The organism is Streptomyces sp. NPDC004031 (genome assembly GCF_053604375.1).
This window is the reverse complement of the sequence record NZ_JBSGHL010000084.1, coordinates 21478-28427: the sequence shown is the minus strand read 5'-3', so window position 1 is coordinate 28427 and position 6950 is coordinate 21478. Positions and strand designations below refer to the sequence as shown.

Below are 6950 nucleotides of genomic sequence, written 5' to 3'. Positions count from 1 at the left end.
GTGCGCACCGAGCACGCCGGGCTGCCGTTCGGCCTGCACTGCCGCGGGGCGGGCGCGGGGTCGCCGGTGCGGGGGGCGGGCCCGCGCCCGGCCACCGGCCCCGCGCACATGATGCGCGGGGCCGGTCGCGCTCGCGCCGGTGGCGTTTGCGCCGGTCGGGGATACGGGGGGCGGGGTACGGGCGGGGTGGTGACGGGCGAACGGGTCCGGGGCAGCGAGCCCGGGTCAGCCGAGCCAGCCGGGACGGACCAGGCCCGACTCGTAGGCCAGGACGACCAGTTGGGCGCGGTCGCGGGCGCCGAGCTTGACCATGGCCCGGCTGACGTGCGTCTTCGCCGTGAGCGGGCTGACCACCAGGCGGCGCGCGATCTCCTCGTTGGACAGCCCGATGCCCACCAGCGCCATGACCTCGCGCTCGCGGTCGGTCAGCTCGTCGAGCGCGCCCGCGGCCGCGGGCTCCTTCGAGCGGGCGGCGAACTCCGCGATCAGGCGCCGCGTCACGCCGGGCGAGAGCAGCGCGTCACCGGCGACCACCGCGCGGACGGCCCGCAGCAGCTCGGCGGGCTCGGTGTCCTTGACCAGGAAGCCGGAGGCGCCGGAGCGGATCGCCTCGAAGACGTACTCGTCCAGCTCGAAGGTGGTCAGGACGACGACCTTCACACCGGCCAGCGCCGCGTCGCCGGTGATGCCGCGGGTCGCCGCGAGCCCGTCCATGACCGGCATGCGGATGTCCATCAGCACGGCGTCGGGCCGCAGTTCGCCCACGACCCGCAGAGCCTCACGGCCGTCCGCCGCCTCCCCCACCACCTCGATGTCGGCCTGGGCGTCGAGCAGCGCCCGGAAACCGGCCCGCACCAGCACCTGGTCGTCGGCCAGCACGACGCGAATCATGAACGCTCCTCGGCGGCGGGTCCGGCCGCCCGGTCGGTGGTGCCGTCGGAGGGTGCGCCGTCCGCCGTCCCGTCGGGGAACGCACCGGGCCCGTAGTCGGCCGGGCCGGTGGCGCGGTCGGCGGTGCCGCCGGAAGGGCCGCCGGACGCACGGCCGTTCGGACCTGCGTCCCCGTGGGCGGGACCGCCGGAAGACGTGCCCGGCGCGCGGTCGGCCAGGCCGGTGGACGGGCCCGGCGCGCGGTCGGCGATGCCGGTGTCACGGTGTGCGGGACCGCCGGAAGACGTCCCCGGGGCGCGGTCGGCCGGGCCGCCGGGAGGGGTGCCGGGCGGCCTGTCGGGGGCGCCGTCGGAGGGGGCGGCGGTGTCGTGGTCCGTGGGGTGGTCGGCGAGGGGGAGGCGGGCGCGGACGCGGAAGCCGCCGTCGGGGCGCGGGCCCGTCTCGACCGTGCCGCCCAGCGCGGCGGCACGCTCCCGCATGCCGACCAGGCCGTTGCCGCCGCCGGTGTCGCCGCCCGCCGAGGCGGGGCCGTCGTCGTCGATCTGGACCTGGAGCAGTCCGGGCCGGTGGGTCAGCAGGATCCGGGCGGTGCGCGAACCGGAGTGCCGCACCACGTTGGTCAGCGCCTCCTGGACGATACGGAAGGCGGCGAGGTCGGCGCCGGGCGGCAGCGCGACCCGCCCGCCCTCGACGGTCACCTCGGCGTGCAGCCCCGCGGCGGTGGCCTGCTCGACCAGTTCGGGCAGCCGGTCCAGCCCGGGGGCGGGGGCGCGCGGCGCCGCGCTGCCCGGCGTGCGCAGCGCGCTGAGTACCTGGCGCACCTCCCCCAGCGCCTCCTTGCTGGCCGCCTTGATGGTCGTCAGCGCGGTGCGCGCCTGCTCGGGCCGCTCGTCGATGAGTGCCAGGGCGACACCGGCCTGGACGTTGATCAGCGAGATGCTGTGCGCGAGCACGTCGTGCAGCTCCTGCGCGATCCGCAGCCGCTCCTCGTCCGCCCGGCGCTGCTCCGCCTCCGCCCGCTCCTTCCGCTCACGGGCGATCCGCTCGCGCCGCACCCGGAAGAGCTCGGCCGCGGCCAGCACCGCCGCGAGCCAGGCCGCGGCCCCGGACACCTCCGTCCACGAGGCGCGGGTGTCGCCGGAGGGCGGCAGCCAGCGGTAGAGCCACAGTCCGACCAGCGCGTGGGCGGCGAAGGCGCTGCCCGCCACGATCAGCACGCCCTTGCGGTGCCCGGCGGCCACCGCGCTGAAGAACGCCACGACGAGGCCGGCGAAGACCGGGCCGTACGGATAGCCGAGCACGACGTAGAGCAGTGTGACCACGGCGACGCCCGCGGCGACCGCCACCGGCGCGCGGCGGCGCAGCAGGAGCAGCGCGGGGCCCGCCAGCAGCAGCAGGTAGCCGAGCCGGTCGAGGTCGACGCGTACGGGCTGGTGCCGTCCGGCCGCACTGGAGCCCGCGGTCTGGAGGAAGGCCAGCAGCACGACCGGGACCCACAGCGAGAGCAGCCCGCGGCGGCGCGACCGGCCCGCGGGCCCGTGCCCTGCGCCGGGCGGCCCCGGGTGCACCTCGTACGTCATGCGCCCACGCTAGACCGCGCCGCGCGGCGCCCGCGTCAGCTGTGCGGGGGCGGTGCGGCTACTCCGTGGGGAGTACGCCGTGGGCCGCGGCTGCGTGCTGCCGCTCGGCCGGGGCGACGGCCCCGGTGAGCCCGACCTGCGCGGCGAGCGCGGCGGTGGCCTGGTCGAAGAACGGGCCACGCGCCTCGACCACCCGGTTGAACTGCCCGAACAGCTCGAAGCTGACGATCCCGAAGAGCTGGGCCCAGACGGCGACGAGCGCGGCCACCACGGGTATCGGCAGCTCGGGCGCGAGTTCGGCGGCGAGCCGGCGGGCGTCGTCCGCCACGGGCTCGGCGAGCGGGCCTCCGGTGGGCTCGCCGAGCAGCCCGGCGGCGTGGGCGTCGCGCACGACGGAGACGAGGGCGAGCGGCACGCGGGAGGCGGGTCCCACGGTGGTCTGCGGCGCTGCGTACCCCGGCACCGGCGAGCCGTAGATCAGGGCGTACTCGTGCGGATGCTCGACCGCCCAGTCGCGGACCGCGCGGCAGACGGCCTGCCAGCGGTCGGCCGGTCCGGCGCCCCGCGCCCTCACCCCGGCGACCACCGCGGCGGCGGCGCGGTCGCGGGCTTCCGCGTCGGACTCCGCGAGCGCCTGCTCCGCCGCCTCGCCGACGGCGTCGTACGCGTCGATGATGAGAGCGGTGAGCAGGTCGTCCCGGGAGGGGAAGTAGCGGTAGAGGGCGGAGGACGCCATCCCCAGCTCCCGCGCGACGGCACGCAGCGAGAGCCCGGACGACCCGTGGGCGGCGAGCTGCCGGCCCGCCTCCTCCTTGATCGCCTCGGTGATCTCCGCCCTGGCCCGTTCCCTGGCTCCCTTGATGGCACTCATCCCCCCAGTGTGCCATCGAGCGAGAGCAATGGCCAAGAACGCGACCGGCGCAAAGAAAAGAGAGCAGTGCTCTTGCTTTTCGGGTCGACCGGGGAGCACACTGTTCTCAAGCGAGAGCACCGCTCACGAAATGGGAGCGGGAGACAGGACCGACAGAGCAGAGGGAGTGGCCGACATGTCCGAGCAGGCCCAGCACGTCCGCAAGCCCGGCTGGATCACCGTGAACGTCGTCAACCGCGCGGTCGCGTTCCTGACCCGCCGCGGGCTCAGCGTCTGGGGCTCACGGGTCCTGGCCGTCAAGGGCCGCAAGAGCGGCGAGTGGCGGACGACCCCGGTCAACGTGCTGACGCTGGAGGGCAAGCGCTATCTGGTCGCCCCGCGCGGCCACGTGCAGTGGACGCACAACATGCGGGCCGCGGGCGGCGGCGAGCTGCGCCTCGGCAGCAAGGCGGAGGCGTTCGGCGCGGTGGAGGTCACCGACGACGACAAGGTGCCGGTGCTGCGCGCCTACCTGAAGCGCTGGAAGGCCGAGGTCGGAGTCTTCTTCGACGGTGTCGGCCCGGATTCGACGGACGAGCAGCTGCGCGCGATAGCCCCCAGGCACCCGGTGTTCCGCGTCACCGGGCCGGGCGAGGGCGCGGACGCGATATCCGGCGCGTGAGCGGGCGGGGCCGCGGAAGCGCGGGAAACCGTCGGAGCGTGGGAGGCCCTCGGAGCGTGGAGAGGTGCTGCGGGACGGTTCCCACCGCCGTCCGGGCGGCCGCCGCCGGGGGCGGCCGCCCGTGACCGGCGGTCAGGCGCGGCTGAGGCTGTCCAGCGCCCGCCGGGCGACGGGGTGGGTGCGGACGATCTCGGCGAGCGACCGCTTGCCGCTGGTGATGCCCGCGAAAGCCCGCCAGGCCGGCGGGAAGGTGGTCAGCGCCGTGTGGAAGAGCCCGGGGCGCTGTTCGAAGACACCGAGCAGCCGGCGCCCGACGCCCATCTCGACGCCGAGGCCCGCCTTGACGGCGAAGGCGTAGTTGAGCGCCTGCCGCCGGGCGTCCACCGCGTCGTGCGCCTCGGCGATGCGGACGGCCCACTCCCCCGCGAGCCGACCGGAGCGCAGCGCGTAGGAGATGCCCTCGCGCGTCCAGGGTTCGAGCAGCCCGGCCGCGTCACCGCAGACCAGCACCCGGCCGCGGGAGAGCGGCGAGTCGTCGGCGCGGCAGCGGGTGAGGTGCCCGGTGGAGACGCTGGGCTCGAATCCCGCGAGGCCGAGCCGGGCGATGAAGTCGTCCAGGTAGCGCTTGGTGGCGCCGCCGTCCCCGCGGGCCGAGATCACGCCGACGGTGAGGGAGTCCCCCTTGGGGAAGACCCAGCCGTAACTGCCGGGCAGCGGGCCCCAGTCGATCAGCACCCGGCCGGCCCAGTCCTCCGCCACGGCCGGCGGGACGGGGATCTCGGCCTCCAGACCGAGATCGACCTGGTCGAGCTTGACCCCGACATGCGCTCCTATCCGGCTGGCGCTGCCGTCGGCGCCGATGACCGCGCGGGCGTAGACGATCTCCTCGTCGCGCTTGCCGGAGGCGCCTCCGCTGCCGCTCGCGCCGACGACGACCGCGACGGTACGCCGGTCCGGCACGCCGGGGCCGTGCTGCTCGACCCGGGAGACCGTCACCCCGGTGCGCACCACGGCGCCCGCCTCGCGGGCCGCGTCGACGAGCGCGGCGTCGAACTCCGGGCGGTTGATGAGCCCGAAGAGCATCTGCCGGGAACGCTTGGTCCTGGTCCGGCGGCCGTTGAGGCTGAAGGTGACCGCGTGCACCCGCTCGCGCAGCGGGAGGTCGAAGCCCGGCGGGAGCGCGTCCCGCGAGGGGCCGATGAGGCCGCCGCCGCACGTCTTGTACCTGGGGAGTTCGGCTTTCTCCAGCAGCAGGACACGCCGCCCGGTGACCGCGGCCGCGTGCGCCGCCGACGCTCCGGCGGGGCCCGCACCGATCACCACGACATCCCAGACCGCCGACGTCTCCCCGTCCTGCGCCCCGTTGTCCTGCGCCGCCCGCTCACCGCTCACGTCTGATCCGCTCCCGCTCGGCCCGTCCGTCGTCACCCCTGCTCAGGGCATCCTATTGCGCCCGCCGGACCGGACTTGCTGTGGCACCATCGGCAGCGACCGTCGCGTGCACCACCGAGCGCCGCGACCCGCCGATTCCTACGAGGAGCAGCCCATGCCGTCCGTTCCGCTGTCCGAGACCGTGGCCTCGCTGATGCCCCGCGCGCGTACCGAACTGGCGGAGCTGGTGTCCTTCGCGTCGGTGGCCGACGAGCGGCAGTATCCGCGCAGCGAGAGCGAGAAGGCGGCGGCCTGGGTGGCGGCGGCGCTGCGCGGCGAGGGCTTCCAGGACGTGGCGCTGCTGGACACCCCGGACGGCACGCAGTCGGTCTACGGTCTGCTGCCCGGCCCGGAGGGCGCCCCCACGGTGCTGCTGTACGCGCACTACGACGTGCAGCCGCCGCTGGACGAATCGGCGTGGCTGACACCGCCGTTCGAGCTGACCGAGCGCGACGGGCGGTGGTACGGCCGCGGCGCCGCCGACTGCAAGGGCGGGGTGCTGATGCATCTGACGGCGCTGCGGGCGCTCGCCGCGCAGGGCGGCGTGCCGGTCACCGTCAAGGTGATCGCCGAGGGCTCGGAGGAGCAGGGCACCGGCGGTCTGGAGCGCTACGCCGAGGCGCACCCCGAGCTGCTCACCGCGGACGCCATCGTGATCGGCGACGCGGGCAACTTCCGGGTGGGGCTGCCGACGGTCACCTCGGTGCTGCGCGGCATGGCGCAGCTGGAGGTCCGGGTCGCCACCCTGGAAGGCAACCTGCACTCCGGCCAGTTCGGCGGCGCGGCGCCGGACGCGCTGGCGGCGCTCATCCGCATGCTGGACTCGCTGCGCGACGCGTCCGGCGCGACCACGGTCACCGGCCTGGACGGCGAGGGCACCTGGAGCGGCCTGGAGTATCCGGAGGAGGACTTCCGCCGCGACGCCAAGGTGCTGGACGGCGTCGGGCTGGTCGGTACGGGCACGGTCGCCGACCGGCTCTGGGCCCGGCCGTCGGTGACGGTGATGGGCATCGACGCCCCCGCGGTCGTCGGCGCGACCCCGTCGGTGCAGGCCACCGCGGGCGCCCGGGTGAGCGTGCGGGTGCCTCCGGGCATGACGGCGGAGCACGCGGCGACGGCGCTGGAGGAGCACCTTCGGGCGGCGGCCCCGTGGGGCGCCCGGGTCGAGGTGAAGCACTGCGGCAGCGGCCAGCCCTTCCGGGCCGACACCGGCAGCCCCGCCTACACCGCGATGGCCGAGGCGATGCGCGAGGCGTACGGGCAGGAGATGGCCATTGCCGGGCAGGGCGGTTCGATCCCGCTGTGCAACACGCTCGCGACGCTGTACCCGCAGGCCGAGATCCTGCTGATCGGGCTGAGCGAGCCGGAGGCCCGGATCCACGCGGCCAACGAGAGCGTGTCGCCGCAGGAGCTGGAGCGGCTGTCGCTCACCGAGGCGCTGTTCCTGCAGGGGTACGCGGCCTCGAAGGCGTCGTAGCGGCCAGCGGCCGCCGCCTGTCCGGCCCCCGGCCCCCGT

Annotated in this window: 5 protein-coding genes and 1 pseudogene; 2 read left to right on the top strand and 4 right to left on the bottom strand. The window is 75.7% G+C overall.

Translation table 11 applies throughout. The annotated features are described in order from the left end of the window. Positions 1–225 precede the first annotated feature (225 nt). From ACWERV_RS34095 to ACWERV_RS34085, 3 genes and pseudogenes are all read right to left on the bottom strand, one after another. Positions 226–891 (bottom strand): response regulator, encoded by a 666-nt coding sequence (locus ACWERV_RS34095; protein WP_398179592.1) that lies wholly within the window; start codon positions 889–891, stop codon positions 226–228. A 329-nt stretch (positions 892–1220) separates the two neighbouring features. Continuing rightward, positions 1221–2471 (bottom strand): annotated as a pseudogene (locus tag ACWERV_RS34090) (sensor histidine kinase); the annotation flags it as partial. Between the two features lie 58 nt (positions 2472–2529). Continuing rightward, on the bottom strand, positions 2530–3342 hold the full coding sequence (locus tag ACWERV_RS34085; RefSeq protein ID WP_452940510.1) for a TetR/AcrR family transcriptional regulator: 813 nt from the start codon (positions 3340–3342) through the stop codon (positions 2530–2532). Positions 3343–3517: 175 nt separating this feature from the next. Here ACWERV_RS34085 and ACWERV_RS34080 point away from each other — a divergent pair, with 175 nt between their 5' ends. After that, positions 3518–4003 (top strand): nitroreductase family deazaflavin-dependent oxidoreductase, encoded by a 486-nt coding sequence (locus ACWERV_RS34080; RefSeq protein ID WP_452940508.1) that lies wholly within the window; start codon positions 3518–3520, stop codon positions 4001–4003. A gap of 132 nt (positions 4004–4135) precedes the next feature. Here the strand turns inward: ACWERV_RS34080 and ACWERV_RS34075 are convergent, their stop codons facing one another. Beyond that, positions 4136–5395 carry a geranylgeranyl reductase family protein gene (locus tag ACWERV_RS34075; protein ID WP_452940507.1) on the bottom strand — a complete coding sequence of 420 codons (1260 nt, stop codon included), beginning with the start codon at positions 5393–5395 and terminating at the stop codon, positions 4136–4138. A 154-nt stretch (positions 5396–5549) separates the two neighbouring features. Here ACWERV_RS34075 and ACWERV_RS34070 point away from each other — a divergent pair, with 154 nt between their 5' ends. Then, on the top strand, positions 5550–6911 hold the full coding sequence (locus ACWERV_RS34070; RefSeq protein WP_452940505.1) for a M20/M25/M40 family metallo-hydrolase: 1362 nt from the start codon (positions 5550–5552) through the stop codon (positions 6909–6911). Positions 6912–6950: the final 39 nt, after the last annotated feature.

Excerpts from the sequence above, each read along its gene's own strand:
- ACWERV_RS34095 (WP_398179592.1), bottom strand. The coding sequence starts at position 891 with ATGATTCGCGTCGTGCTGGCCGACGACCAGGTGCTGGTGCGGGCCGGT.
- ACWERV_RS34080 (WP_452940508.1), top strand. The coding sequence starts at position 3,518 with ATGTCCGAGCAGGCCCAGCACGTCCGCAAGCCCGGCTGGATCACCGTG.
- ACWERV_RS34070 (WP_452940505.1), top strand. The coding sequence starts at position 5,550 with ATGCCGTCCGTTCCGCTGTCCGAGACCGTGGCCTCGCTGATGCCCCGC.
- ACWERV_RS34085 (WP_452940510.1), bottom strand. The coding sequence starts at position 3,342 with ATGAGTGCCATCAAGGGAGCCAGGGAACGGGCCAGGGCGGAGATCACC.